At 69.0% G+C, this 22,458-nt stretch carries 21 protein-coding genes and 3 tRNA genes; 14 read left to right on the plus strand and 10 right to left on the minus strand.

Translation table 11 applies throughout. From position 1 onward, the window contains the following. Positions 1-426 precede the first annotated feature (426 nt). Positions 427-1,548, minus strand: coding sequence for a 5-methyltetrahydropteroyltriglutamate--homocysteine S-methyltransferase (locus tag REH65_RS18700; RefSeq protein ID WP_406688484.1), 1,122 nt, complete (start codon positions 1,546-1,548; stop codon positions 427-429). A 179-nt stretch (positions 1,549-1,727) separates the two neighbouring features. Between REH65_RS18700 and REH65_RS18705 the strand changes: the two genes are divergently transcribed. Then, the gene (locus REH65_RS18705; RefSeq protein WP_406693195.1) at positions 1,728-2,879 is read left to right on the plus strand and encodes an FAD-dependent oxidoreductase; all 1,152 of its coding nucleotides are present in this window, start codon (positions 1,728-1,730) and stop codon (positions 2,877-2,879) included. A 59-nt stretch (positions 2,880-2,938) separates the two neighbouring features. Here REH65_RS18705 and REH65_RS18710 read toward each other — a convergent pair whose 3' ends face one another. Together REH65_RS18710 and REH65_RS18715 are read right to left on the minus strand one after the other, a co-directional pair. Beyond that, positions 2,939-3,763: an aldo/keto reductase gene (locus REH65_RS18710; protein ID WP_406688485.1), complete on the minus strand. Its 825-nt coding sequence runs from the start codon at positions 3,761-3,763 to the stop codon at positions 2,939-2,941. Positions 3,764-3,895: 132 nt separating this feature from the next. Next, the gene (locus REH65_RS18715) at positions 3,896-5,113 is read right to left on the minus strand and encodes an MFS transporter (RefSeq protein WP_406688486.1); all 1,218 of its coding nucleotides are present in this window, start codon (positions 5,111-5,113) and stop codon (positions 3,896-3,898) included. A gap of 336 nt (positions 5,114-5,449) precedes the next feature. Here REH65_RS18715 and REH65_RS18720 point away from each other — a divergent pair, with 336 nt between their 5' ends. Continuing rightward, positions 5,450-6,862 carry an arylsulfotransferase family protein gene (locus REH65_RS18720; protein WP_406688487.1) on the plus strand — a complete coding sequence of 471 codons (1,413 nt, stop codon included), beginning with the start codon at positions 5,450-5,452 and terminating at the stop codon, positions 6,860-6,862. A gap of 194 nt (positions 6,863-7,056) precedes the next feature. Here the strand turns inward: REH65_RS18720 and ctaD are convergent, their stop codons facing one another. Then, on the minus strand, positions 7,057-8,751 hold the full coding sequence (gene ctaD, locus REH65_RS18725; RefSeq protein WP_406688488.1) for a cytochrome c oxidase subunit I: 1,695 nt from the start codon (positions 8,749-8,751) through the stop codon (positions 7,057-7,059). Between the two features lie 114 nt (positions 8,752-8,865). Next, positions 8,866-9,435, minus strand: coding sequence for a TetR/AcrR family transcriptional regulator (locus REH65_RS18730; RefSeq protein ID WP_406688489.1), 570 nt, complete (start codon positions 9,433-9,435; stop codon positions 8,866-8,868). Between the two features lie 87 nt (positions 9,436-9,522). Here REH65_RS18730 and REH65_RS18735 point away from each other — a divergent pair, with 87 nt between their 5' ends. Genes REH65_RS18735 through REH65_RS18745 form a run of 3 tightly spaced genes read left to right on the plus strand, consistent with a single transcriptional unit; the run spans position 9,523 to position 14,307 of the window. Then, positions 9,523-11,136 (plus strand): carboxyl transferase domain-containing protein, encoded by a 1,614-nt coding sequence (locus tag REH65_RS18735; protein ID WP_406688490.1) that lies wholly within the window; start codon positions 9,523-9,525, stop codon positions 11,134-11,136. 11 nt (positions 11,137-11,147) lie between these two features. Further along, on the plus strand, positions 11,148-13,145 hold the full coding sequence (locus tag REH65_RS18740; RefSeq protein WP_406688491.1) for a biotin carboxylase N-terminal domain-containing protein: 1,998 nt from the start codon (positions 11,148-11,150) through the stop codon (positions 13,143-13,145). A gap of 4 nt (positions 13,146-13,149) precedes the next feature. Then, positions 13,150-14,307 carry an acyl-CoA dehydrogenase family protein gene (locus REH65_RS18745; RefSeq protein ID WP_406688492.1) on the plus strand — a complete coding sequence of 386 codons (1,158 nt, stop codon included), beginning with the start codon at positions 13,150-13,152 and terminating at the stop codon, positions 14,305-14,307. A gap of 71 nt (positions 14,308-14,378) precedes the next feature. On the opposite strand, the gene REH65_RS18750 is transcribed toward REH65_RS18745, so the two are convergent. After that, the gene (locus tag REH65_RS18750; protein ID WP_281457419.1) at positions 14,379-14,840 is read right to left on the minus strand and encodes a hypothetical protein; all 462 of its coding nucleotides are present in this window, start codon (positions 14,838-14,840) and stop codon (positions 14,379-14,381) included. A 528-nt stretch (positions 14,841-15,368) separates the two neighbouring features. Here REH65_RS18750 and REH65_RS18755 point away from each other — a divergent pair. The 8 genes from REH65_RS18755 to REH65_RS18790 all read left to right on the plus strand — a co-directional run bounded on the left by REH65_RS18755 (position 15,369) and on the right by REH65_RS18790 (position 18,482). Beyond that, positions 15,369-15,608, plus strand: a complete 240-nt coding sequence (locus REH65_RS18755; RefSeq protein ID WP_281457420.1) for a hypothetical protein — start codon at positions 15,369-15,371, stop codon at positions 15,606-15,608. A gap of 220 nt (positions 15,609-15,828) precedes the next feature. Further along, on the plus strand, positions 15,829-16,419 hold the full coding sequence (locus REH65_RS18760; RefSeq protein ID WP_406688493.1) for a TetR family transcriptional regulator: 591 nt from the start codon (positions 15,829-15,831) through the stop codon (positions 16,417-16,419). A gap of 312 nt (positions 16,420-16,731) precedes the next feature. Beyond that, a tRNA-Glu gene (locus REH65_RS18765) sits at positions 16,732-16,804 on the plus strand. 24 nt (positions 16,805-16,828) lie between these two features. Next, positions 16,829-16,905, plus strand: a tRNA-Asp gene (locus REH65_RS18770). A gap of 29 nt (positions 16,906-16,934) precedes the next feature. Beyond that, a tRNA-Phe gene (locus REH65_RS18775) sits at positions 16,935-17,008 on the plus strand. A gap of 371 nt (positions 17,009-17,379) precedes the next feature. Continuing rightward, positions 17,380-17,583, plus strand: a complete 204-nt coding sequence (locus tag REH65_RS18780; RefSeq protein WP_406688494.1) for a cold-shock protein — start codon at positions 17,380-17,382, stop codon at positions 17,581-17,583. 268 nt (positions 17,584-17,851) lie between these two features. Then, positions 17,852-18,298 carry an STAS domain-containing protein gene (locus REH65_RS18785; protein WP_406688495.1) on the plus strand — a complete coding sequence of 149 codons (447 nt, stop codon included), beginning with the start codon at positions 17,852-17,854 and terminating at the stop codon, positions 18,296-18,298. A 4-nt stretch (positions 18,299-18,302) separates the two neighbouring features. After that, positions 18,303-18,482, plus strand: coding sequence for a hypothetical protein (locus tag REH65_RS18790; RefSeq protein WP_281457510.1), 180 nt, complete (start codon positions 18,303-18,305; stop codon positions 18,480-18,482). 16 nt (positions 18,483-18,498) lie between these two features. Here the strand turns inward: REH65_RS18790 and REH65_RS18795 are convergent, their stop codons facing one another. Further along, positions 18,499-19,107 (minus strand): maltokinase N-terminal cap-like domain-containing protein, encoded by a 609-nt coding sequence (locus tag REH65_RS18795; protein WP_406688496.1) that lies wholly within the window; start codon positions 19,105-19,107, stop codon positions 18,499-18,501. A 74-nt stretch (positions 19,108-19,181) separates the two neighbouring features. Further along, complete coding sequence (locus REH65_RS18800; RefSeq protein ID WP_406688497.1) at positions 19,182-19,385, minus strand: hypothetical protein; 204 nt, start codon at positions 19,383-19,385, stop codon at positions 19,182-19,184. Between the two features lie 242 nt (positions 19,386-19,627). Between REH65_RS18800 and REH65_RS18805 the strand changes: the two genes are divergently transcribed. After that, positions 19,628-21,106: an acyltransferase gene (locus tag REH65_RS18805; protein ID WP_406688498.1), complete on the plus strand. Its 1,479-nt coding sequence runs from the start codon at positions 19,628-19,630 to the stop codon at positions 21,104-21,106. Between the two features lie 55 nt (positions 21,107-21,161). Here REH65_RS18805 and REH65_RS18810 read toward each other — a convergent pair whose 3' ends face one another. Continuing rightward, positions 21,162-21,620 carry a dihydrofolate reductase gene (locus REH65_RS18810; protein ID WP_406688499.1) on the minus strand — a complete coding sequence of 153 codons (459 nt, stop codon included), beginning with the start codon at positions 21,618-21,620 and terminating at the stop codon, positions 21,162-21,164. Then, positions 21,617-22,414, minus strand: coding sequence for a thymidylate synthase (locus REH65_RS18815; protein ID WP_406688500.1), 798 nt, complete (start codon positions 22,412-22,414; stop codon positions 21,617-21,619). The genes REH65_RS18810 and REH65_RS18815 overlap by 4 nt, the downstream gene beginning before the upstream one ends. Between the last annotated feature and the right edge of the window lie 44 nt (positions 22,415-22,458).

The following is a 22,458-nucleotide window of genomic DNA, read 5'->3' on the forward strand; positions in this document are numbered from 1 at the left end:
AAGGGCGGGCGATTTCGGACCTGTCGGTACCGCCCCGTACCGTCCACCCTCATGGAGCAGTCATCGAGCCCGTTTGAACCAGGCGTGCGTGTGCGTGCCACGTTCGGCCGGTTCCGTGATCAGGAGGGCACGGTGGTGGAGACCGCCACCGGTCTCCCGCAGGTCTTCGAGGGCCCGGTCCTCTGGGTCAGATTCGACGGCGCCGAAGAACCCGGCCTCGTAGCGGGCCGCTTCCTGGAAGAGGCGGCGTGATTTCTTGAATCCCGTGGTCACCTCGCTCGGCGGTGCCGGTGGCAGAACCTGAGCGGCTCCGTGGGCTGCGGGTGCGGCCGTCCTAGCCACGAAGCCGCTCAGAACCTGCGGCGGTGCGGGTTGCTCAGGCGGGGCTGACCAGCCCCAGAACCCCTGACCAGCCTGACCTCCTGATCAGCCCCAGACCTCCTGGGCCGTTTCGACGACCAGGCGGAGCTTGGCGACCTCTTCCTCGTAGGTCAGCGCGTTGCCGTCCTTGGTCGAGGCGAAGCCGCACTGCGGCGACAGGCACAGCTGGTCGATGTCGACGTACTTGGCGGCCTCGTCGATGCGGCGCTTGAGCTCGTCCTTGGACTCCAGCTCACCGCGCTTGGTCGTGACCAGGCCCAGCACCACGTACTTGCCCCGGGGCACGTGCCGCAGCGGGGCGAAGCCGCCCGAGCGCTCGTCGTCGAACTCCATGAAGAAGCCGTCGACCTCCAGCTCGTTGAACAGGGCCTCGGCGACGAAGTCGTAGCCGCCCTCGGCCACCCACGACGACCGGAAGTTGCCCCGGCACATGTGGGTGGTCACCGTGAGCGTGTCCGGACGTCCGCGCAGCGACTCGTTGATCAGCCGGATGTCCTTGATATGCGCGTTCTCGCCGTCCTCGCCCCGCGCGTTGAGCATCTCCCGCTGCTTGGGGTCGTTGAGGTAGGCCAGGCTGGTGTCGTCGAGCTGCAGGTAGTGGCAGCCCAGGTCGGCCAGCGCCCGCACCTCCGCCCGGTAGGCGGCGGCCAGGTCGGCGCGGAACTGCTCCATGTCCGGATAGACCTCGGAGTCCACGGCCGCGGGTCCGCCCCGGTAGGTGAGCATGCCGGGCGACGGGATGGTCAGCTTCGGCGTGTTCTTGGTGGTCCGGGACGCCAGGTACTTGAAGGCGTCGGCGAAGATCGTGCCCGAGAGCTTGATCTTGTCGGTGACCTTCAGGTCCGGGGTGATGAACTCGATGTCGCCCTGGGCGTTGTGGAACTGGACCTTGAGGTTGTTGTCGTCGACGCGTTCGACGCCGTCCAGCTGGTACAGGAAGTCCATGTGCCAGGAGCTGCGGCGGAACTCGCCGTCCGTGGCGCTCTGCAGGCCGACGTCCTCCTGCATCTTCACGACCTGAGCGATCGCCTCGTCCTCGATGCCGCGCAGCTCGGCGTCGTCGATGCGGCCGGCCGCGTGCGAGTCACGGGCTTCCAGCAGGCGTTCGGGGCGGAGCAGGCTGCCGACGTGGTCGGCCCGGAACGGTGGTGCAACACGTGGGCTCATGGGACGCAAGATAGTTCTCGGGCCAGGGCGTGCCTAGGTGAGTTTTCATTTTCCGAAAACCCGTCCCCTTCCGGGTGCCGGTTGACTCGTTCACGGCGTGTGACCAAGGACAATTCGGTACATACGGTCGAGTGGATAAAATTGTGGAGCAGCACTGTCGGGGATGACGGATGGAGACGATGCGAGTTCTCGTGATCGGAGCCGGAGTCGGAGGACTCGCAATCGCCAACGGATTGCTCCGCCGCGGCTATGACGTGCAGGTTTACGAACACCACGACGCGCTGAGGACGTCGGGCGCCGGCATCACGGTGTGGAGCAACGGCACCGCCGCGCTGCGCGAGCTGGGCGTGGACATCAGCGATCGCGGGCACCAGCTCGACAGCCTCCGGTCACTCACCGAATCCGGTCGGTTGCTCTGGGAAGCCGACCTCGACGAGGTCACCGAACGGCTCGGCTCCCCGACCGTGCAGATCCCGCGCCGCCGGCTCATCGCCGAGATGGCCGGGGCGCTGCCCGCAGGGGCGCTCCAGTTCGGCCGCCGCTGCGTCGCCATCACCGAGCACCCCGACCACGTGCGAGTGGACTTCGCCGACGGCTCCAGCGCCACCGGCGACCTGCTCATCGGCGCCGACGGCCAGCGGTCGGTGGTGCGGCAGCAGGTCATCGGCGGCGAACCCGCCAAGCCCACCGGTTGGGCCAGCTGGCAGGGCCTGACCCGCAGCGACCTGCCGGTGGCCGAGGGCAGGCAGACCCTCAACATCGCCGGGCGCAACGCGCACTGCGGGCTCATCCCCACCGGCGACGGGCTGCTGCACTGGTGGTTCGACATGCCGTGGCGCGCGGGCGACCCGGTGCACGCGGTCGCCGAGCTCCGCGAGCTGTTCCGCGGCTGGCCGGAGCCGGTGGAGGCGCTGCTGGACTCGGTCACCGACGACGACCTGGGGTTCTTCCCGCACATCCGGCACAAGGTCCCGCAGGTGTGGGGCGGTGCCCGCAGCACGCTGCTCGGCGACGCCGTGCACGCGATGCCGCCCGCGGTCGCCCAGGCCGCCAACCAGACCCTCGAAGACGCCTGGCTGCTCACCGAGTACCTGGCCGACGGCGAGGGCTCCCTCGCCGAGCGGCTGCGCGCCTACGAGTTCGAACGCCGCCCCCGGGTCCTCAAGGTGTCCCGCACGGCGGCCCTGACCTCGGCCCAGCGGCGCACCCCGATCCAGCGCCTCGCGCGCTTCCCCGGCTGGCTCGCCACCCACAGCCAGGTCGTGTCGCTGCGCTCCGGCAGCAACGTCCTGCGCTCGTTGGCGGCCAAACCGGCGCTGCGCGCGGCCTGAGCAGCGAGAAGGGCCCTCGACCTGATCAGGTCGAGGGCCCTTCTCCGTTCAGTTCCGGATCACATGTCGTCCGGGTTCGGGCCGACGCGGACGCCGTTCTCCAGGGCCGTGAGGGCCTTGATGTCGTCCTGGGCGAGCTCGAAGTCGAAGACCTCGATGTTCTCCTGGATGCGGGACGGCGTGACCGACTTCGGGATGGTCACGTTGCCCAGCTCGATGTGCCAGCGCAGCACGATCTGGGCCGGGGTCTTGCCGTACTTCTCCGCCAGGTTGGCGACCGTGGCGCTGTCGAGCAGACCGTTGTTGCGGCCCAGCGGGCTCCACGCCTCCGTCAGGATGCCGTGCTCGGCGTGGAAGGCGCGCAGCTCGGCCTGCGGCAGGTTCGGGTGCAGCTCGATCTGGTTCAGCGCGGGCACGACGTCGGTCTCGTCGAACAGGCGCTTGAGGTGCGCGATCTGGAAGTTCGAGACGCCGATCGCCTTGGCGCGGCCGCTCTTGCTGATCTCCTCGAACGCCTTCCAGGTCTCCACGTACTTGTCCTGGCTCGGAACGGGCCAGTGGATCAGGTACAGGTCGACGTAGTCCAGGCCGAGGCGGGCCATGCTCGCGTCGAAGGCCTTGAGCGTGCTGTCGTAGCCCTGGTCGTCGTTCCACAGCTTGGTGGTGACGAACAGGTCCTCCCGCTTGACGCCGGATTCGGCGATGGCCTTGCCGACGCCTTCCTCGTTGCCGTACACCTTCGCGGTGTCGATGCTGCGGTACCCGGCGTCGAGCGCTGCGCGAACCGGGGCGATGACCTCGTCGGCCGGAACCTGGAAGACGCCGTAGCCCAGCTGGGGCATCGAAGCACCGGTGTTCAGCGTGACGTTCGGAACCTGAGTCATGTGGGTGTTTCCTCCACCGAGTTCGGGATTGTCTGGCCGCAGTTCGGAATTGGTACAGGGCCCCCGTCCGGCTGGAACCGATTCAGGGGCACCTGCATTCCAGAGCACTCGTGTGAGCTGAGCAACCGCAGATCAGGCGGTGAGCTCGGATTCCGCCGACGCGGCCTGCTGCGAGGACTGGTGCGAGACCACGACCCCGCGCCGGTTCGGGCGGGTGCCCAAGCGGCCCGACAGCACCGCGAAGCTCAGCCCGACCAGCGCCAGCAGCGCGCCGACCCAGCTCGGCGACACCAGCCCGAACCCGGCCGCGATCACCACGCCGCCCAGGTAGGCGCCCAGCGAGTTGGCGATGTTGAAGGTGGACTGGATGCTCGCCGAACCGAGCGCCGGGGCCTCCTTGGCCTCGTCGAGGATGCGCGCCTGGATGCTGGGGATCGCGGTGAAGCCGGTCGCGCCGATCAGGAACACCATGATCGGAGCCATGATCGGGTTCTGCGCGGTCAGCGCGAACACCGCCAGCGAGACCGCCAGCGCCGAGATGCCCGCGCACAGCGTCTTCAGCGGCGCGCGGTCGGCCAGCCGGCCGCCGATCGCGGTGCCGACGGTCATGCCGACGCCGAACACGGCCAGCAGCGGGGTGACGGCGGTCGCGCTGAACCCGGTCACGTCGGTGAGCACGGGCTTGATGTAGCTGTAGAAGGAGAAGATCGCGGCGAAGCCGAAGACCACGACGGCGAAGGCGATCCACACCTGCGGGTTGCGGAAGGCCCGCAGCTCCCCGCGCAGGCTGACCTCGGTGGGCTTGGGCTGCTTGGGCACCAGCACCGCCACGGCCGCCAGCGCGAGCACGCCGATCACCGCGACCAGGCCGAACGCCCAGCGCCAGCCGAGCGCGTGGCCGAGCTGGGTGCCGATCGGCACGCCGACGATATTGGCGACGGTGAGACCGATGAACATCATCGAGATGGCCTGCCCGCGCCGGTCGGCGGCGACGAGACCGGCGGCGACGACCGCGCCGATGCCGAAGAACGCGCCGTGCGGCAGGCCCGAGATGAACCGGGCGGCCAGCAGCGTCCCGTGGTTCAGGGCGAACGCCGAGAACAGGTTTCCCGCGGTGAACAGCACGAGCATCCACAGCAGCATCGTCTTGCGGCGGGCTCGCAGACCGAGCATGGTCAGCGCGGGTGCGCCGATGACGACGCCGAGTGCGTACAGCGAGATGTACCCGCCGGCGTCGGGGATCGACACCTGCAGGTCGGTGGCCACTTCTGGCAGCAGCCCCATCATCACGAACTCGGTCGTTCCGATCCCGAATGCGGCGATGGCCAGGGCCAACAGGGCAATGGGCAAGGAATTCTCCCGTGTGGTGAAGGTGTGGTCCTTTTCCGCGCGCTGCACTGCACGGCGTGTTCAGGCGTTCGTCGCCTTGCTGGTGCTGGGGTGGCTGCGGAAACGATTCAGTTCAGCGCCCACGATGGCGCTCCGCACACGTTCAACAGTACTCAGGCCTGCGCTGTTCCTCGTCCGAGTATGAAGCGCGCCACTGCCGAGATCGCTCGTTCGGACCACAGCGCTGCGGGATCAGCGCGTCCACTGTGGAATTCAACGGTGCGGAACGCACAACCGAATGGCGCTCGGATTGGGCGAATTCGGAAATCCCCGAAAATTTCGAAAATGGAGAGCTGAATGCGAAAGCCGGGTTCACGTCTCGTCGCGGGAGCAGCGCTCGCCATGACGGCGCTCGTCGCCGCCGCGATCCCCGGAGCGGCGGCACCACCCGTGCCCAGCCAGTACGCCAGCCGGCCGGACCTGAGTCCACCGCAGGTGCAGATCGAGTCACCTGCGCGCGGCACCGAACCCGGCTACATCTTCCTCGACGCCCGCGGCACCGCGACCCAAGGCGGACCGATGATCGTCGACGACTCCGGGCAGCCCGTGTGGTTCCGGCCCTACGGCGACGGCATGAGCCGGGTGAGCACGTCTCTGCGCACCCAGACCTACCGCGGCCAACCGGTGCTGACCTGGTGGGAAGGTGATCAGGACGAGGGCTGGGGCGACGGCGAGTTCCACGTGCTCGACCAGTCCTACGAGGAGGTCGCCACCGTCAGGACCGGCAACGGGATCGACACCGACCTGCACGACATGACCATCACGCCGCGCGACACCGCGCTGCTGCTCGGCTACCACCAGGTGGAGCGGGACGGGCGCCAGGTGGTCGAGGGCGTGATCCAGGAGGTCGACATCGCCACCGGCCGCGTCCTGTTCGACTGGCGGAGCCTCGACCACGTCGGGCTGGAGGAGTCGACGATTCCCGCCCCGGCCGACCCGAACGCGCTGTTCGACTACCTGCACCCGAACTCGGTCACCGAGGACGCGAACGGGAACCTGCTGCTGTCGGCCCGCAACACCGACGCCGTCTACCAGATCGACCGCGCCACCGGCGCGATCCAATGGCGGCTGGGCGGCGTGCGCAGCGACTTCGCCGTCGATCCGGCCGCGCGGTTCGCCCGGCAGCACGACGCCCGCTGGCTGCCGACCGGGCAGCTGAGCATCTTCGACAACGCCTCCGACGTGCCCGGACCGCCCTCGCGCGGCATCGTCCTCGACCTCGACCCGGTCGCCCGCACGGCCCGGCTCGCCCAGTCCGTCGCCCATCCCGGCGGGACGACGAGCCCCACCCAGGGCAGCTACCAGGTCCTGCCCGGCGGCCACCACTTCGTGGGCTGGGGCTCGCAGGGGCAGTTCACCGAGTACGACGCGGCGGGCGGGGTCGTGCTGCACGCGTCGCTCGGCGACGGGATGCAGTCCTACCGCGCGCTGCGGTTGCCGTGGGTCGGCACGCCGAAGACCAAGCCGGACGTGGCGCTGAGCGAGGAGAACGGCTCCCGGTACCTCCACAGCAGCTGGAACGGCGCTACCGAGGTCCGTTCGTGGCGGATCCTGGCCGGTGACACCGAGCTGGACCTCAAGCCGATCGGCGACGTCGCCAAATCCGGCTTCGAGACCAGTGGCCAGCTCGTCCGCCCCGAGCGCTACTTCGCCGTCGAAGCCCTCGACGCCCAAGGCCAGGTCCTCGGCCGCTCGGACCCGGTCTCCTGACCCCGACCCCTCCCGCGGGGTGGGGAAGTTTTCATGAAAACTTCCCCACCCCAGAGACCCCGAAGAATCCGACGTTTTCATGAGAACTTCCCGGTCTCAGAACCACCAGGACCACGAGATGCCCTGGTGAAAGCCTCCCCGCCCGTTCTCGGAGGGGTTCGGAGGTGGGGACAGTTTTCATGAAAACTGCGCCGTCAACGGCGTCGGAGACTGGCGTGCGCCTCGGAGTCGAGGCGGTCGGCCATGTGCGGGTAGTGCAGCTCGAACGCCGGCCGGATCGAGCGGATCCGGGGCAGCGCGGTGAAGTTGTGCCGCGGCGGCGGGCACGACGTCGCCCACTCCAGCGAGTTCCCGTGCCCCCACGGGTCGTCCACCTCGACCGGCGTGCCGTAGCGGTAGCTGGTGAGCACGTTGTACAGGAACGGCAGCATCGAGGCGCCCAGCACGAACGCGCCGATCGTGGACACCACGTTCAACGCCGTGAACCCGTCGGTGACCAGGTAGTCGGCGTAGCGGCGCGGCATCCCCTCGTCGCCCAGCCAGTGCTGCACCAGGAACGTCGTGTGGAACCCGACGAACGTGAGCCAGAAGTGCAGCCTGCCCAGCCGCTCGTCCATCATCCGGCCGGTGATCTTCGGGAACCAGAAGTAGACCCCGGCGAACACCGCGAACACGATCGTCCCGAACAGCACGTAGTGGAAGTGCGCCACCACGAAGTAGGTGTCGGTGATGTGGAAGTCCAGCGGCGGTGAGGCCAGCAGGACGCCGGTCAGCCCGCCGAGCAGGAACGTCACCAGGAACCCGACGGAGAACAGCATCGGGGTCTCGAACGTCAGCTTCCCCCGCCACATCGTGCCGATCCAGTTGAAGAACTTGATCCCGGTCGGCACCGCGATCAGGAACGTGGCGAACGAGAAGAACGGCAGCAGCACGGCCCCGGTGGCGAACATGTGGTGCGCCCACACGATCGCCGACAAGCCCATGATCACCATCGTGGCCAGCACCAGCCCGGTGTAGCCGAACAGCGGTTTCCGGCTGAACACCGGCAGGATCTCGGTGACGATGCCGAAGAACGGCAGCGCCACGATGTAGACCTCGGGATGGCCGAAGAACCAGAACAGGTGCTGGTAGAGGATCGCCCCGCCGTGCGCCGGGTCGAAGACGTGCCCGCCCAGGTGCCGGTCGATCAGCAGCCCGAACAGCGCGGCGGTCAGGATCGGGAACGCCATCAGCACCAGGATGCTGGTGGCCAGCACGTTCCAGGTGAAGATCGGCATCCGCCACATCGTCATGCCGGGGCAGCGCAGGCAGACCACCGTCGTGATCATGTTGACCGCGCCCAGGATCGTGCCCAGCCCGGACACGATGAGCCCCGCCGCCCACAGGTCACCGCCCGGGCCGCCGGTGAAGGCGCCGCGCGAGAGCGGCGCGTAGGCCGTCCAGCCGAAGTCGGCGGCGCCGCCGGGCATCAGGAAGCCGCTGATCACGATCAGCCCGCCGAACAGGAACAGCCAGTAGGACAGCGCGTTGAGCCGCGGGAACGCCACGTCCGGCGCGCCGATCTGCAGCGGCAGGACGATGTTGGCGAAGCCGAACACGATCGGCGTCGCGAACAGCAGCAGCATCACCGTGCCGTGCATGGTGAACAGCTGGTTGTACTGCTCCTGCGACAGCATCTGGAGCCCGGGAGCGGCCAGCTCGCCGCGGATGAGCAGCGCCATCGCGCCCCCGGCGAGGAAGAACGCGAACGAGGTGAGCAGGTACAGGACCCCGATGTCCTTCGGATCGGTGGTCCGCAGCCACGGCACCAGCCGTCCGCCCTTGCGCGGGCGCCTTCCCGTCAGGGCCCGCGTGGGTACCGCGGTGGGATGGATTTCGGTGGTGGCCATGTCCGCCTCCGGCCGAGCGCGGGAGCGACCTACAGGCCCAGTCTTCTCCCGAGGCGGAACCCCCGCAAGCGACCACCGGCGCCGCGAAACCCGGCCTCCGCCATGCGGAAGGGCTCAGATCGCGGCGATGGCGCCGTGCGCCATGTCGCGCAGCAGCCGCGACATGGCGGAGGTGTCCAGGTGCGCGCTGAACGGCGTCGAGTTGATCAGGCCGAACACCGCGTGCACGGCGGCGCGGGCGCGCGGGCGGTCCAGCGCCGGGCGGGCGTCGACCAGGGTCTGCACCCACACCTCGACGTAGAGCCGCTGCGACTCCCGGACGCGCCGGTGATCGCGGTCGGAGAGGCTGTCCAGGTCGCGCATGTGCACGGTGATCAGAGCCGGGTTGCGCAGCGCGAACTCGACGTGCCAGCGCACCAGCCGGTCCAGCGCCTCCGCCGGATCGGTGGTGGCGTCGACCCGGTCCTTGCCGCCGAGCAGCAGCCGGTCGCTGATACCGGTCAGCAGCTCCGCCAGCATCGCGTCCTTGCTGCGGAAGTGCCTGTACAGGGCGGGTCCGGAGATGCCGACGGCCGCGCCGATGTCGTCGATCCCGACGCCGTGGAAGCCCGTTCGCGCGAACTTCTCGGCCGCGGCGGTCAGGATCTGCTCGCGCCGGGTCGGCTTCGCCGCATCGGTGGACATGCCCCGAGATACTAGACGAGCGCGTTAGTCGTCGTTAACATGAGGCTCAAGTTAACGATGACTAACCGCCCGAGGAAGGTGTGCCCCATGGATGCGCCCGTCCTGCGCACGTCGGTGGATCCGGACTCGCCGGAGTACGCGCGCAACGTCGAGCAGCACGCCAAGCTCGTCGACGACCTCAACGCGCAGCTGACCCGAGCCCGCCTGGGCGGGCCGGAGAAGGCGCGGATCAGGCACGTCGAGCGCGGCAAGCTGCTGCCCCGCGACCGCGTGGACGCGCTGCTGGACCGGGGTTCGCCGTTCCTGGAGCTCTCGCCGATGGCCGCGCACGGCCTCTACGACGACGAGGCGCCGGCCGCCGGGATCATCACCGGTGTCGGCCGGGTCGCCGGCCGGGAGTGCGTGATCGTCGCCAACGACGCCACCGTCAAGGGCGGCACCTACTACCCGGTGACGGTCAAGAAGCACCTGCGCGCCCAGGAGGTCGCGCTGCACAACAACCTGCCGTGCCTGTACCTGGTCGACTCGGGTGGCGCGTTCCTGCCCAGGCAGGACGACGTGTTCCCGGATCGCGAGCACTTCGGCCGGATCTTCTACAACCAGGCCACGATGTCGGCGCGCGGCATCCCGCAGATCGCGGCCGTGCTCGGGTCCTGCACGGCCGGTGGCGCCTACGTGCCGGCGATGAGCGACGAGGCGGTGATCGTCCGCGAGCAGGGCACGATCTTCCTCGGCGGTCCACCGCTGGTGAAGGCCGCGACCGGTGCCGAGGTCACCGCCGAGGAGCTGGGCGGCGGTGAGCTGCACTCGCGCACCTCCGGCGTCACCGACCACCTCGCCGCCGACGACGCCGACGCGCTGCGCATCGTCCGCGACATCGTGAGCACCCTGGGGCCGCGCGAGCCGCGGCCGTGGGAGGTCGCGCCCAGCGAGGAGCCCGCGGTCGATCCCGGCGAGCTCTACGGCGCGGTGCCCACCGATTCGCGCACGCCCTACGACGTGCGCGAGGTGATCGCGCGGATCGTCGACGGCAGCCGGTTCCAGGAGTTCAAGCAGGAGTACGGGCAGACGCTGGTCACCGGCTTCGCCCGGATCCACGGTCAGCCGGTCGGCATCATCGCCAACAACGGGATCCTGTTCAGCGAGTCGGCGATGAAGGGCGCGCACTTCATCGAGCTGTGCGACAAGCGCTCGATCCCGCTGGTGTTCCTGCAGAACATCTCCGGGTTCATGGTCGGCAAGGAGTACGAGGCCGGCGGCATCGCCAAGCACGGCGCGAAGATGGTCACCGCCGTGGCCTGCGCCCGGGTCCCGAAGTTCACCGTGGTCATCGGTGGCTCGTTCGGCGCCGGGAACTACTCGATGTGCGGGCGGGCCTACTCGCCCCGGTTCATGTGGATGTGGCCCAACGCCCGGATCTCGGTGATGGGCGGCGAGCAGGCCGCATCGGTGCTGGCCACCGTCCGCCGCGACCAGAAGGACGCGCGAGGCGAGGACTGGTCGACCGAGGACGAAGAGGCGTTCAAGCAGCCGATCCGCGACCAGTACGAGCACCAGGGCCACCCGTACTACGCGACGGCCCGGCTCTGGGACGACGGCGTGATCGACCCCAAGCAGACCCGGGACGTGCTGGGGCTGGCCATCTCGGCGGCGGGCAACGCCCCGCTCGAACCGATCTCCTACGGCGTTTTCCGGATGTGAGTGGAGTGAGCATGTTCGACACCGTGCTGGTCGCCAATCGCGGCGAGATCGCGGTCCGGGTCATCCGCACCCTGCGTGAGCTGGGCATCCGCTCGGTCGCGGTGTTCAGCGACGCCGACCGGAACGCGCGTCACGTCGCCGAAGCCGACACGTCCGTCCACATCGGACCGGCGTTGGCGTCCGAGAGCTACCTCAACGGCAAGCGGATCCTCGACGCAGCCCGGGAGACCGGGGCGCAGGCCATCCACCCCGGCTACGGGTTCCTCGCGGAGAACGCCGATTTCGCGCGCGCCTGCGAGCAGGCGGGCGTGGTGTTCATCGGCCCGCCGGCGAACGCGATCGAGTCGATGGGCGACAAGATCCGGGCCAAGCAGACGGTCTCGGCAGCCGGCGTTCCCGTCGTGCCCGGCCGCAGCGACCCCGACATGACCGACGCCGACCTGCACCGGGCGGCCCTCGACGTCGGGTTCCCGGTGCTGCTCAAGCCCTCGGCGGGCGGCGGCGGCAAGGGGATGCGACTGGTGCACGCCGAATCCGAGCTCGACGACCAGATCGCCTCGGCGCGCCGCGAGGCGGGAGCCGCCTTCGGCGACGACACCCTGTTCGTCGAGCGGTTCGTCTCCCGGCCCCGGCACATCGAGGTCCAGGTCCTCGCCGACGCCCACGGCACCGTCGTGCACCTCGGTGAGCGCGAGTGCAGCCTGCAACGACGTCACCAGAAGATCGTCGAGGAGGCCCCGTCACCGCTGCTCGACGCCGAGACCCGCGCCCGCATCGGCGCCTCGGCGGCCGACGCCGCCCGAGCGGTCGGCTACACCGGGGCCGGGACGGTGGAGTTCATCGTCTCCGCCGACCGGCCGGACGAGTTCTTCTTCATGGAGATGAACACCCGCCTGCAGGTCGAGCACCCGGTGACCGAGCTGGTCACGGCGGTGCGCGGTGAACGCGGCGTCGACCTCGTCGAGCAGCAGGTCCGGGTCGCCTCCGGCGAGCCGCTCGCCTGGCGGCAGCAGGACCTGTCCCTCGACGGCCACGCCGTCGAGGCCCGCGTCTACGCCGAGGACCCGGCCCGCGGCTTCCTGCCCACCGGCGGCGAGCTGCTCGCCGTCCACGAACCCACCGGCCCGGGCGTCCGCGTCGACTCCGGCATCCGGCAGGGCGGCAGCGTCGGCTCCGACTACGACCCGATGCTGGCCAAGGTCATCGCCTGGGCCCCGCACCGGGCCGACGCCCTGCGTCGGCTCGACAAGGCCCTGGCCGACACGACGATCCTGGGCCTGAGCAGCAACATCGCGTTCCTCCGCGCCCTGCTGCAGCACCCGGAGGTGATCGCGGGCGACCTCGACACCGGTCTGGTCGAGCGCGACCTGGACTCCCTCACCGGGGACGCCGTCCCGGAGCACGCCTACGTCGCCGCCGCCCTGCGCGGCCTCCTCGCGGCCCAGCCCGGCCGCGGTGCCGACCCGTGGGACGTCCCGAACGGCTGGCGCATCGGGCCACCGGCCTGGAGCACCTGGCGCTTCGCCGACGACCTCAAGATCCACCTCCGGGGCGCCCCGGACGGGGCCGAGGCCGTGGTGGAGTCCGGCGGGTCGACGACCACCGCCGAGGTCTCCGCCCACGCCCGGGACGACGCGCTCACCGTCACCTACGAGGGGCGCACCCGCCGCTACCGGTTCGCGCACGTCGACGGCACCACCTGGCTCGCCTCCGACGGCCACGCCTGGGCGCTCACCGAGCACGAGCTGCTGGCCGAGCGCGGCGGCACCGCGGGCCGCTCCGACGGCGTGGTCACCGCCCCGATGCCGGGAACGGTGCTGGTCGCCGACGTCGCCCAGGGGCAGCAGGTGCGCAGCGGACAGCGCCTGTTCGTCGTCGAGGCGATGAAGATGGAGCACACCGTCACGGCCCCTATCGACGGAACCGTCACCGAATTGCACGCGCGGAAGGGGCAGTCGGTCGGGCTCGACCAGCCGCTGGCCGTCCTCACCGCCGAAGGGGAGGGATGAGGAGATGGTGGACCACCGGCTCACCGAGGAGCACGAGGCGCTGCGGCAGAGCGTGCAGGACTTCGCGCGCAAGGACGTCGCCCCGGTCATCGCCGACTACTACGAGCGGGAGGAGTTCGCCTACCCGCTGGTGCGCAAGATGGGCGAGATGGGTCTGTTCGGCCTGCCCGTGCCCGAGGAGCACGGCGGCATGGGCGGCGACTACTTCGCGCTGTGCCTGGCGCTGGAGGAGCTCGGACGCGTCGACCAGTCGGTCGCCATCACCCTCGAAGCGGGCGTCTCGCTGGGCATCATGCCGTTGCTGCGGTTCGGCTCGGACGAGCAGAAGCGCACCTGGCTGCCCAAGCTCGCCACCGGTGAGGCGCTGGGTGCGTTCGGCCTCACCGAGCCCGACGGCGGTTCCGACGCGGGGGCCACCCGCACGACCGCGGTCCTCGACGGCGACGAGTGGGTGATCAACGGCGCGAAGGCGTTCATCACCAACTCCGGCACCGACATGACCGGGTTCGTCACGGTCACGGCGGTCACCGGCGAACGTCCGGACGGGCGCAAGGAGATCTCGGCGATCCTGGTGCCGTCCGGGACCCCGGGCTTCACGGTCGCCAAGAAGTACTCGAAGGTCGGCTGGAACGCCTCCGACACCCACGCCCTGTCCTTCGACGACTGCCGCGTCCCGGCGGCCAACCTCGTCGGCGAGCGCGGGCGGGGCTACGCCCAGTTCCTGGCCACGCTCACCGAGGGCCGGGTGGCCATCGCCGCCCTCGGCGTCGGCACCGCGCAGGGCTGCGTCGACGAGTGCCTGCGCTACCTGGGAGAACGCGAGGCGTTCGGGCACAAGATCGGCGAGTACCAGGCGATGCAGTTCAAGGTCGCCCAGATGGAGCTGCGGGCGCACACGGCCCGGCTGGCCTACTACGACGCCGCCTCGCGGATGGTGCGCGGCGAGCCGTACAAGAAGCAGGCGGCGATCGCGAAGCTGGCCTCGTCGAACGCGGCGATGGACAACGCCCGCGACGCCACCCAGATCTTCGGCGGCTACGGCTTCATGAACGAGACGCCGGTGGGGCGCTTCTACCGCGACTCGAAGATCCTGGAGATCGGCGAGGGCACCAGCGAGGTCCAGCTCATGCTCATCGCCAGGGAGCTGGGTCTGCCGGCCTGACCTCCGGCAGACGCGAAACGAGGCCGTGGGCGCGCATCGGGGGGCGCGCCCACGGCCTCGTCGAGTTCGTGTCACATGGGGCGGTAGCGGTCGACCGGGACGGTCATCTCCTCGGTTCGCTCCACGTCGGGGATGCCTCCGGAGAAGTCGGAGGGCATCGGGTCGGGGGTGTTGTTGTCGGGGTAGGGGCCGTCCTGGCCGGGCCACGCGGGCGCCTGCGCAGCGGGCTGCTGCACCTGCGTCTGGGCCTCGTGCTCCTCCTCGGCGATCTCGAGGTGCTGCATCACCCAGTCGCGCGCGAGCGCGGCAGGGGATGTGCCCTGCTTGACGGCGAGCTCGCGGAGTCGCTCGTTGGCCAGCAGCGGCAGCCGCAGCTGGTACACCTGAGCGGCACCGAAGCGACGCCCTGACCCGGTGGTTTCGGGGTTGTCCGCCGGGTCCAGCGCAGCCAGGTACGACTCGAATTCGGGGTCCGGTTCGGCTTCCTCGGCTGTCTTGCGCTGCCGATTCGCCCTGGTTCGTCCTAGAGCCACGCGGACACGATAACGGTTGTGTTGCGGCCTGCCTATCACGGCGACCTCGGAATTCCAGCCGTGCGTCCGGGCCGGGCATCACCACCTGCGGGTGAGCCGGCCGGGGCGGGAGATGGCGAAAACCCGTCCTGACGTGGAAGGGCCCCCGCGCCAGGGGGAGGAGCACGGGGGCCGGAGGGGATCTCCACAGGTGCTGACCGGGGGTGTGTCAGCGAGGCCGATTGTGGCACGCGCCTCCCTCTGCCGGGGAGTGTTCTCGCCACGATTCGTGCTTCCGGAGCCGTCCGCGGGCACCCGGTCGGCGGTCGCGGTGCGCTACGAGCGGTGAGGTCGCCGAGATCCGGAATGCCGGAGCTGTCGTGTTCGTTGTCCGGTTAGGACGCGGGGATGTGACGCAGCCGATATCCGAAGTGGATCGACCCACGCACGTGATTACGCTCAGTTGACTGCGAATCACTCTCTGGGGGGCTGCGGCTGTTGACAACCTGTGGATAACCTGCGGCCGAAACCCGAGGCCTGGGAGGCGTCATGTACGGGTCGCTGGACGTACGAAAGTTCTTGTGGCAGCAGGACGACGGGCAGTCGCGCCAGTCGGGCGCGGTGCCCGGGCAGCGCGTCGGCGAGCCCTCGCGCATCTCGGAGGAGCAGGTCCACCGGGCCAGGATCGCGGTCGCCCGCAGCGCCGAGAGCGCGGAGGACTGCCGCCTGCTGCTGGACATGCTGGGCCTGGTCCCGGACGAGGACGGCCAACCGCCGGTGGCGCGCTGACCTGGGACGCGCACGCGGCCGGGTCGGCCGCGCGCCGGAGCGGCGTGCCGGGCGCAGCCCCGGTCGGCGTGCGTTCTCCGAACGTGTGACACGTAGGTGTTCCGCTGGGCGAAAGACCGCCGTCCGAGGTAACTTCCGGTGGCATATTTGATCATCCGTTCGGGCGGGTCTCGCCCGCACGAGCGGGTCATGCACTGCCATCGGGGGTCGGAGTCGATCAATGCCGCAGCAGCAGCGGGCACAGCTCACGCGTCACTCGATCCTGGTCGCCGCGGCCGGGGTGATCGATGAGGTCGGCTACGAGGCCGCCAGGCTCAGCGCGATCCTGCGCCGCTGTGAGACGACCAAGGGCGCGTTCTACTTCCACTTCAGCGGCAAGGAGGAGGTCGCGCACGCGCTGGTCGAGCGCTACCGCGAGAACCTCACCGAGCTCAGCGAACGCTGGTACCAGCGCGCGCAGGACCCGATGGCGACGCTGGTCGGCCTCACCTGCGACACGGCTCGCCGCCTGGAGGAGGACGTGCTGCTGCGCGCGGGTCTCGTGTTGGCCTGCAACCACGTCGGCACGGACACCGACGGCTGGGAGTGCCTGTTCGACGATCTGGTCGGTCGCGCGGCGGAGCGCGGTCAGCTGCGCCCGGGCGCGGATCGGGCCGCCGCGGCCCGCCTCTGCTACGCGATGGTGGTCGGCACGAACCTGTTGGTGGCCGGCGACCCGCACCGCCTCGCGGCCCGCCTGGAGGAGTCGTGGCGAGTCCTGCTTCCGGGCCTGCTCGCCGACAGCTCCCGCATGGCCGCCGCAGCCCGATGATCATGAGTCGTGGATCACAAAACCGGCCCGCTGTCGGTTTTGACCGCTTCCGCCCCCTGCGGACCCGCTCCGGCGGGCGCCGGGCGGCCGTGTCGGGTCGCGCTCGACTGTGGCGATTGGGCTGGTCAGGCGGCTAGTATCGGCGTCAGGCGCGGGGCGCCGAGGTGGCCCGCGACGGTGTCGCGCGGCTTAGGGGACCCCCGGTTTGGGTGGCCGGAAGCGTGTGTCGTAAGCTTTCATCACTGCCAACGGGGCGCCCCGAAAGGGAAAGCCGGTTGGAGGCGACGGCCGGACCGGTTTCGGATCGGTCAAGCCCCCATCGTCTAGCGGCCTAGGACGCCGCCCTTTCAAGGCGGTAGCGCGGGTTCGAATCCCGTTGGGGGTACGAACAACTGAAGAACGATTGCATGGCCCAGTGGCGCAGTTGGTTAGCGCGCCGCCCTGTCACGGCGGAGGTCGCGGGTTCGAGTCCCGTCTGGGTCGCCAAGGCGAACGGCATCAAGCCGGACGCTATCGGCCAGGTAGCTCAGTTGGTACGAGCGTCCGCCTGAAAAGCGGAAGGTCGGCGGTTCGACCCCGCCCCTGGCCACCGCTCTTAGCTGCGAAGAAGCCCCTCCGGATCCCGGAGGGGCTTTTTTAGTCTCAGTCGAGCGTCGCGGGGCGTTGTGCAGGCCGCCGGGCTTGCCGCCTTCCGAGCGCGCATGGCCTCGGCGCGTCTGACACCGGATTCGCGCGATCGGCATCGACACGCCGGGTGTTGACCGCGCGCGGGCCGTGTAGGGTGAGCGGTGGTCGTTGTATTTCTGGGTTCGTGTTTTGCGCATGCTCGCAGGATGTTGATGCGGGCGAGCTTCTTTCTTTGGTTTGCAGCTGGAGTGAGCCGCCGTCTGAGATCCCCCGGCCCGGGCCTCCGCGCGGTGTGGGTGCCCGTGATACCCCCAGCTCCCGAAGGAGACTGACATGACCAACGGAACCGTGAAGTGGTTCAACTCGGAAAAGGGCTTCGGCTTCATCGCCCCGGACGGGGGCGGCCCGGACGTGTTCGTGCACTACTCGGCCATCGACGCCGGTGGCTTTCGCAGCCTGGACGAGGACCAGCAGGTGACCTACGAGGTCAGCCAGGGCCCCAAGGGCCCGCAGGCCGACCTGGTGCGTGTGGTCTGAGGCTCCGCTGAGTTTCCTCCCCGGCCCGCGCCTCGTGTGCGGGCCGGGGAACCGCGGTTTCACCCGGCACGGCTCCCGCACCCGCTACTTGCGGTGCGGTTGAGACAGGCCGAGGCGATCTAGTCGCGCAGGACGCTCGCCGCCGTGACGACTCCGCCCACCGCTGGTGAGCGCAACGACGCGGCTGGTCCGTCGCCTGCTGCACCAGTTTTTCTCCCCCTCCCGGTTGAGCCGAGCGCGTGTGCGCCGGCGGTTCCCGGAACCAGTCTTGTTTCTGCCTGCGGCCTGCAGCGGCGACTTCTCTGCGTTGCGCCAGGCCACAGGTTCCTTCGACGTGTATTGGAGCCCGATGCGGGCTAAACGCAACCTGATCACAACCCTGCCCACCCTGTTCGCAGTGGAGGGTGACCTCGCCGGCGAGGAAGTCGTCCTGCTGGCCGAGCGGCTTTGGCCGCACGTGCTGACCGGACCACCGGACACGCTCGTGGACCTGGCCCAGGCCGGCACCATCGATACCGCCGGGTTCGACCTTCTGGTCGCCGCGCACTCCTACGCGGCTCACCGGCGCATTCCGCTGCGCATCGTCAACGCAGCGCCTCGGGTGCTGCGCTGCAGGCGGCCGGAGTTCACGCGCTCCCGGCCCCCGGTCGCCGTCCCGATTTCGCGGCCGCGAAGGCCACGGCACCTGCACCTCGGCAGCACAACGCGGCGGTGATGGCGTGATGCGGCACTGCCGTCACGTCGCGCGGACTTTGTCCGACGATGCCTGGCAGATCACCGATGCCGAAGGCCAGCACACCGCCCGCATCGCAGGCACCGAACACGATGCGGTCGCCCGCGCTCACCACCAGCTCGCCGCCTACGGCGGAGGACGCGTGTTCCTCACCGACGCCGACTGACCAACCACTACCGGCTTCAGACCTGCGAACGGACTTTCCCGTGAACCTCTCCACTTCCCTCCGCCCTGGCAACGTGCCGCGGAGCGGCCACGACCCGCGTCCACCTGGCCGCGGAGACACCTCTCGCGCGCGGAGGCCGGTGGAGCCTGTGGCGTTCCTCGAGCCCGGCACGACCGGCCCCACCTCGGCTCCACTGCGTCGGCGCACCGATCAGGATGAGAAGGCGCTGCGCCCGCTCCGCACGCCCTTTTCCACCGGCGAACCCGGAGGTTCGTGATCGGAACGCATAGGTCCTGCGCAGAGCGAACATGAGAAGACGCGACGCGTCGTCAGAACTTCGCCCATGCCAAACAGGATATGAATAGAGTGCCGAATGCTCCATCGTGGTCAGCGGCACGACCCCTGCGTCGTCCATCGGTCTCCCCCGATATGTCAACGGCAGCTGGCAGCACTTTCCCGCGCCGTACGACAAGCGACTCGACGCACACCTCCTCTCCGGGTCGTCGAAGCGATAGCTACCCAGAATTTCGACGTGCCCTTCAGCTCCCCAAGGATGCGCGTCGAGCCACGCGGTGGCGATTTCCTGCTTGGTCGGCGAGACGGTCGCCCGGTGCACCACGGCCATACCCGGACGCTATTGCAAATGATCTGCAGGTATGGCCTCCTCGGATCGGCTCCCTGACGAGCTCGCGAGGTCCGTCACGGTTCGGCCTGAGACGCGGTTTCCGCGGTATTCCTGCCCTTCGCTCGGGCCAGCGCGTCGGCCCCGGCGTCCAGGGCGAGAATGCCGCCGCGCTCATAAAGGCGGTTCAAGTATCGCACCGTGATCCCGAGGCACAGCGGCTTGACGATCGCGGCCACCAAGAGGACGTGCGCAGCGATCAACCAAACCCACATGTCCACATCAATCCCTTCATTCCCGCTCGAAGCCGGATTTCGAGTCCGGACTTGGGATCAACATAACTGCAGGTCAAACCGTAATTTACGCTCTTGCACGAAATGGGTTGAGGTTCTTTTTGGCTATTTTCGGCGGGTTCCGCCGACCTTCTCGGCCGGTCTCGGCTCCAGGCTCGAAAAGCTCTGAGGCCTTGATCATTTACGCTATCTTACGGATTCTGACGCATTCTGCTTGTCAAGGAGTTGAAGTGGCCGGTGCACCGTGGAAGCGTCCCTCCCTGTCTGAGGGCGCGTTGAAGGACCTCAACGACGCTCTGCACGAGCTTCACGAACTCGCCGGGTGCCTGGGCAGCCGAAGGATCCAAGGGTGGATCGACCAGGAGAACGGGCATCGCGCAGCTCCGTCGCACACGAAGATCCACCAGATGTTCACGCAGCCGATGCTCCCGGTGCCGGTCCAGCACATGCTCTGGGTGGTCGAGGAGTTGGCCAAGCGGACCGTTTCGCGAAGCCCCGAAGACGAGTGCAAGCGTTTCGGTGAACTGTGGGACGCGGCGCGGGAAGAGCAGCTGGCCCAGCTTCGGCGTTCATCCGAACAGCCGCAGTCCGGTCCCGCTAACCCCGCTGTCGGAGAGGAACCTGTGCTCGCGGGCGCTCGGGCGTTCGGTGAGACGGTGCTCGACACCTCGCGAGAAGGGATTTCCATCCACCCCACAGCCAGGATTGCCTCAACAGCCCGTGTCATTGCGCCCTCGCGGCGGAGTGGCTCCCTGGAGAAACGGGAAACGGTCATCAGCGAGGACTGCACCGTTCGCCATTTCTGCGTGATCGGGGCGGAAGCGGAAGTCGGTCCGGGGACCACCGTCGAAAACTACTGTCTGGTCGAGCGGGGCGCGAGGCTCGGTGAGCGGGTGCTCATCATGCACCGGGCTTCCATCTGCGCCCACGCCACCGTTGGTGACGCCAGCGTCGTCAGCAACGCGCTGATTTGCTCGCGCAGCCAGATCGGCAAGAACTGCCAGGTGTACGGAGATCTCGTGCGCCACATCACTCCTCTCACAGCGGCGGGCGTTGAGCCGCGGACGGGGAATCTCTCGCCGAAGCTGGAGGACCACGTCGTCGTCGGCTGGGGCGCCACGGTGATCGGTGGCATCACGATCGGCGAGGGCGCGCACATCCGTGCTGGCGCCACGGTTACCAGGGACGTTCCAGCGGGGATGATCGTCGCAGGCAGGGACGAGTTGTACAGCGCTGACCAGTGGAAGAGCGACGTTCAGCAGGACGGTCGTGCGTTCGAGGCGGAGGCTGTTGGCCGGTCGTGGTCGGCGGACGACGGTCAGTGGTCGCAGCAGGAGGAGCCCGCCGTGCCTGTGGTGGCCGTGAGCGGGCATCCGCGATTCAAGCCTCATCACGGCTCCGGGCAGGTGCTCTCCACGCTCAAGACGCTCACCACGGAGTCCGAGTACATGGCGTTGCTACGGGAGATCCGGCAGGCGTCCGGGCTGCATTTCCGCCGTCTGGAGCAGAAGTGGAGGCGTCGAGTCGGCCGCTCGTCGTCGGTGCCTTCGGTATACGAGCTTCTCGTCATGGACACCCTGCCCGAGCAACCGCTGGTTCGGGATTTGATCGCGCTGCTCCTCGATGCTTGCGGTATTCCGGATTCGTTCCTGGAGGAGTCCTTCGTCGCAAAAGCCGATCAGATACGGCGCGGTACCTCGTACGTCTGAACGATCGGTGTCGGATTCGACGTGCTGCACCGACCGGTGCGGCTGACCGACGACCTCACTCCCAGGTGAGGAAGCGGTAGTGGAGGCCGGTGGTGGACTCGTGCCATTCGCCGACCGTGTCTGCGGGGCGGTCGAGTTCGGGGGCGTGGGTGTCGCCTTCGAAGGGTTCTCGGATCTCGGTGACGACGATCTTGTCCGCCAGGGGCAGGGCCGCTCGGTAGACGGCTGCGCCGCCGATCACCCAGACGTCGCCGGACACCGCGGCGAGGGCCGCGTCGAGGTCCGGGAAGGTTTCCGCACCGTCCTGCGGGGTGCGGGAGAGGACGAGGTTGCGCCTGCCGGGCAGGGGGCGGAAGCGCGGCGGGAGGGATTCCCAGGTGCGGCGGCCCATGAGCACCGCGGCGCCCCGGGTGACCGCGCGGAAGTGCTTGAGGTCCTCCGGCAGGTGCCACGGCATGGTGCCGTCGCGGCCGATGACGCCCGTGGACGACTGGGCCCAGATCAGGCCGATCACACCGCCACCGGAGCCTTGATGCCGGGGTGCGGGTCGTAGCCGTCGATCTCGAAGTGCTCGTAGGTGTAGTCGAACAGGCTGTCCGCCGGTTTGAGGTTCAGCGTCGGGAACGGCCGGGCTTCGCGGGAGAGCTGCTTGCGGACCTGCTCCTCGTGGTTGTCGTAGATGTGGCAGTCGCCGCCGGTCCAGATGAAGTCGCCCACGTCCAGGCCGACCTGGTCGGCGATCATGTGCGTGAGCAGCGCGTAGCTGGCGATGTTGAACGGCACGCCCAGGAACAGGTCGGCGCTGCGCTGGTACAGCTGGCAGGACAGCTCGCCGTCGGCGACGTAGAACTGGAAGAACGCGTGGCACGGCGGCAGCGCCATCCGCGGGATGTCGGCGACGTTCCACGCCGAGACGATGATCCGCCGCGAGTCGGGGTTCTCCCGCAGCGCGCGCAGGACCTCGCTGAGCTGGTCGATGTGGCCGCCGTCCGGTGTCGGCCACGACCGCCACTGGACGCCGTAGATCGGTCCGAGGTCGCCGTCCGGGCCTGCCCACTCGTCCCAGATCGTGACGCCCTTGTCCTGCAGCCACGTGGCGTTGGAATCGCCGCGCAGGAACCACAGCAGCTCGTACGCGAGCGACCGGAAGTGGACCTTCTTCGTGGTGATCAGCGGGAACCCGTCGGAGAGCCGGTAGCGCAGCTGGTGACCGAAGATCGACCGCGTCCCGGTCCCGGTGCGGTCGTCCTTGCGGGCTCCCGTGTCCAGCACGTGGCGGAGCAGGTCTTCGTACTGCGTGTCCGGCATACCGACGAGCCTACAAGCGGGCCCGGACGCGGGATCTACCACGG

The sequence above is a fragment of the Saccharopolyspora sp. ID03-671 genome (assembly GCF_045278815.1).
In the GTDB taxonomy this organism is placed as follows: Bacteria; Actinomycetota; Actinomycetes; order Mycobacteriales; family Pseudonocardiaceae; genus Saccharopolyspora; species Saccharopolyspora ipomoeae.

What these genes read in the sequence shown, in the direction of transcription:
- REH65_RS18700 (WP_406688484.1), bottom strand. Translation starts at nt 1,548, where the DNA reads ATGAGCCCACGTGTTGCACCACCGTTCCGGGCCGACCACGTCGGCAGC.
- REH65_RS18705 (WP_406693195.1), top strand. Translation starts at nt 1,728, where the DNA reads ATGCGAGTTCTCGTGATCGGAGCCGGAGTCGGAGGACTCGCAATCGCC.
- REH65_RS18710 (WP_406688485.1), bottom strand. Translation starts at nt 3,763, where the DNA reads ATGACTCAGGTTCCGAACGTCACGCTGAACACCGGTGCTTCGATGCCC.
- REH65_RS18720 (WP_406688487.1), top strand. Translation starts at nt 5,450, where the DNA reads ATGCGAAAGCCGGGTTCACGTCTCGTCGCGGGAGCAGCGCTCGCCATG.
- ctaD (WP_406688488.1), bottom strand. Translation starts at nt 8,751, where the DNA reads ATGGCCACCACCGAAATCCATCCCACCGCGGTACCCACGCGGGCCCTG.
- REH65_RS18730 (WP_406688489.1), bottom strand. Translation starts at nt 9,435, where the DNA reads ATGTCCACCGATGCGGCGAAGCCGACCCGGCGCGAGCAGATCCTGACC.
- REH65_RS18735 (WP_406688490.1), top strand. Translation starts at nt 9,523, where the DNA reads ATGGATGCGCCCGTCCTGCGCACGTCGGTGGATCCGGACTCGCCGGAG.
- REH65_RS18740 (WP_406688491.1), top strand. Translation starts at nt 11,148, where the DNA reads ATGTTCGACACCGTGCTGGTCGCCAATCGCGGCGAGATCGCGGTCCGG.
- REH65_RS18745 (WP_406688492.1), top strand. Translation starts at nt 13,150, where the DNA reads ATGGTGGACCACCGGCTCACCGAGGAGCACGAGGCGCTGCGGCAGAGC.
- REH65_RS18755 (WP_281457420.1), top strand. Translation starts at nt 15,369, where the DNA reads ATGTACGGGTCGCTGGACGTACGAAAGTTCTTGTGGCAGCAGGACGAC.
- REH65_RS18760 (WP_406688493.1), top strand. Translation starts at nt 15,829, where the DNA reads ATGCCGCAGCAGCAGCGGGCACAGCTCACGCGTCACTCGATCCTGGTC.
- REH65_RS18780 (WP_406688494.1), top strand. Translation starts at nt 17,380, where the DNA reads ATGACCAACGGAACCGTGAAGTGGTTCAACTCGGAAAAGGGCTTCGGC.
- REH65_RS18795 (WP_406688496.1), bottom strand. Translation starts at nt 19,107, where the DNA reads ATGGCCGTGGTGCACCGGGCGACCGTCTCGCCGACCAAGCAGGAAATC.
- REH65_RS18815 (WP_406688500.1), bottom strand. Translation starts at nt 22,414, where the DNA reads ATGCCGGACACGCAGTACGAAGACCTGCTCCGCCACGTGCTGGACACG.